This window comes from Belliella aquatica (assembly GCF_014637795.1).
Taxonomy (GTDB): domain Bacteria; phylum Bacteroidota; class Bacteroidia; order Cytophagales; family Cyclobacteriaceae; genus Belliella; species Belliella aquatica.
Genome location: NZ_BMFD01000043.1, coordinates 1 through 2,441 on the forward strand (window position 1 = coordinate 1; position 2,441 = coordinate 2,441).

A 2,441-nucleotide genomic window follows, 5' to 3' on the forward strand; every position below is an offset into this window, starting at 1 on the left:
ATCGTCTTGCCTGTACCAACGGTTTCGTCATCATAAGTCGCAACAGCAGTCACCGTCACGTCTTCACCTGTAGCAACTCCACTCAATGCTCCGGCTGTAACATCTGCACTTGTCGTGCCCTCGTAGGTCTTAGTCTTGGTCAAAGTTGGGGCAGCGATCGTCAACGACTTGGTCGTAATCTCACCATCTGTTACCTCAAAGTCCGCAGGAGCATTATAATTACCTGCATCTGCTCCACTCAAAGTATAAACAACCGTTATCGTCTTGCCTGTACCAACAGTTTCATCATCATAAGTCGCAACAGGAGTCACCGTCACGTCTTCACCTGTGGCAACTCCAACTAGTGATCCAGCCGTAACATCCGCACTTGTCGTGCCGTCGTAGGCCTTCGTCTTAGTCAAGGTCGAACCTGATATTGATAAACTTTTAGCTTTGATTTCAAAAGTACGAGAAGCTTCCCCGCTGTAATTACCAATACCCTTGATCGTTACCGTAGCAGTCCCTACATCGGTATTATCTGTGTAAGTCACTTCATAATCAACACCCACGACAAGCGTAATACCCCCATCTATTAAATCTATCTCAGGTTCGATAGCTTCTCCTGTGAAAATCTGATCGGAAATAGCTGAAATAATCAGATCAGAAACTGACTTGCCTTTGATCTCAAAAACTATGTTCGAAGTTAAATCCAGAATATAATTAGAGGCAACAAAACTAGTATTATCTGTAAGCTCAAGTGTTCCAACTGTAATTTCGTAAGTACCCATCGGTTCACCAGGAGATCTTGATAAAACACCTGTAAATTCCGGAGTTTCTCCTACGACCTGCCCTGAATATGTAAAAGTCAATACAGGATCCAGTTCTCCAAAGGCTTTGCTTTGACCACTGTCGGGAATAACTCGCAATTCTCTTTGTTTGATCAAACCATCTGTACCTATAATCACTGCCAAAGAACCACCTTGTAAGGCATAATTAACTGCATCAGCACCCGTAAGCATCAAGCCACTAACCGTATAATTTCTTACCCCTGCATCCTTACTATCATAAATACCTGTACCAGTCACAGCTAAAACATCTCCTGACAATGGTATGTCTAAGCTAAATTCAATATCTGGTAACCTGTTATTCCCATCATATACCTTTTCCAAACTACTCGTTAAGCTTGCTGTCAGTGTCTTCGCTTCAACATTCAACATTCCCTGCAAAACAAGCGTATTGCTGAAATTTGGACTGGTAAGTACTCGGTTATCAGCCTTCAAACTATAGGTGCCTACTTTTAAATTATTACTGCTACTAAATACCGGCTGTTCCACTGCAATATCAAATTTTGCACTGCCTGATGCCCCATCAGTTATTGTCACACTTGTGCCAACCAATTGTGCACTAGCTGTCAGGTCCACTACTTGCTGGTCATCCGAACTGTAATAACCTGCCAATGCTACTGCATAATCTGCTCCTTCTCCATATAGCGAACTGGAATTAGCTAACTTCACCAGCAACTGATCAGCTGCTACTATCGTGTAGTCTCCTGATACATAGCTGATCTCATAGTTGATAGAGGTGATGCCCGTCGCTTCCAAGACTCCTGCATAGACTCCTGCAGTTTCTGTACCTGCATTCGTACGGCTGATCGTCAGATTCGTCGTATTCAAAGCTGATTCGTCCTCCCCGAACTTAAAACCACTGTAACTCACCCCTGCATAGCCGTTGGCATCTGCTTGGGTTACGAACTTGCTGTCATCATTCGCTGTGATGGTCAAAGCCGCTCGGGTGATTGTAAAGTCAACGCCTGTCGTAAGGTCGACCTGATAGTTAGCAGCCTTGAATGAACCATTGTCCTTCAATGCCAAAGAACCAAGATCTATCTCATAATTGCCTACACCTTCGCCAGAATCTCTACCTAGTAACCCTTCAAAACTAGGAATCTCACCAATAATAGCACCACTGAATGTATAGGTGAATTCTGGATCAAGAGCACCATAGCTCTTGGATTGCCCATTATCTGGAATGATATTTAGCGTCTTCGGACTGATTACAAAACTTCCATTAAATTCCCCACTATAGATGCCTATCCCCTTGATGGTCACGGTAGCTGTGCCAGCATCTTTATTATCAGTAAAAGTAACTTCATAATCAACTCCCTCAACAAGGGTAACACCTCCATCTTCTAAAACTACATCAGGCTCAATCGACGCTCCTGTATATATCTGCACAGCAATATCAGCAATCACAGCATCTGAAATAGACTTGCCAGTAATTTCACCGTCGGTGACTACGAAGTTCGCAAGAGCAGTATAATTACCTGCATCTGCTCCACTCAAAGTATAAACAACCGTTATCGTCTTGCCTGTACCAACGGTTTCGTCATCATAAGTCGCAACAGCAGTCACCGTCACGTCTTCACCTGTAGCAACTCCACTCAATGCTCCGGCTGTAACATC

The 2,441-nt window shown here is 43.7% G+C and carries 1 protein-coding gene; it reads right to left on the reverse strand.

The features are described from left to right. A partial coding sequence (locus tag IEV57_RS19170; RefSeq protein WP_229744581.1) for a YDG domain-containing protein occupies nt 1-2,441 on the reverse strand: 2,441 nt, incomplete at both ends.